Raw genomic sequence first — 532 nt, forward strand, 5'->3', positions numbered from 1 at the left:
CTCTGCGTGGGAATGCAGCCCGGGACGCTCCGCGTCCCTTTCGGGAGCTGGAACGCGGAGCGTCCCTTGAGGCATTCCCACGCAGAGCGTGGGAACGATCGGTGACAGCTGTTGCCGAGCAGCTGGGGTTTTCCGAACCTTCGGCGTTTCAACGGGCGTTCAAGAAATGGACCGGGGTGACGCCGGGTGCTTACCGCGCGCAAGAGAACTGAAGACCCACTGATCGTTCCCACGCTCTGCGTGGGAATGCCTCAAGGGACGCTCCGCGTTCCAGCTCTGGAAAGGGACGCGGAGCGTCCCGGGCTGCATTCCCACGCAGAGCGTGGGAACGATCAGTTAGCCAGCCGCATTCTGCGGATCAAGCCTGTCCAGCATCCGGTTCACCGCCAGCTCACCCAGCATCACGACTTGCTGAATCCCCAGCACCGTGTGGCGATGGGAACCCTCGATCAAACCCGCGAAGTTACTCAACATCACGCTCGCCGACGCCAGGGATTCACAAGCGTTGACCAGCAGGGTTTCGTCGTCGGTG

At 62.4% G+C, this 532-nt stretch carries 2 protein-coding genes; one reads left to right on the top strand and one right to left on the bottom strand.

Features of this window, described 5'->3' with window-relative positions; translation table 11 throughout:
• Nucleotides 1-212 (top strand): helix-turn-helix domain-containing protein (locus ACM6I0_RS22740; protein ID WP_414923347.1); only part of this gene is annotated, 212 nt, incomplete at its 5' end.
• Between the two features lie 124 nt (nt 213-336).
• On the opposite strand, the gene ACM6I0_RS22745 is transcribed toward ACM6I0_RS22740, so the two are convergent.
• Nucleotides 337-532: DUF6124 family protein (locus tag ACM6I0_RS22745; protein ID WP_414923348.1), on the bottom strand; the 196-nt coding region annotated here is incomplete at its 5' end.

Origin of the sequence: Pseudomonas sp. IT-P294, assembly GCF_949767865.1 — a bacterium.
Lineage (GTDB): Bacteria > Pseudomonadota > Gammaproteobacteria > Pseudomonadales > Pseudomonadaceae > Aquipseudomonas.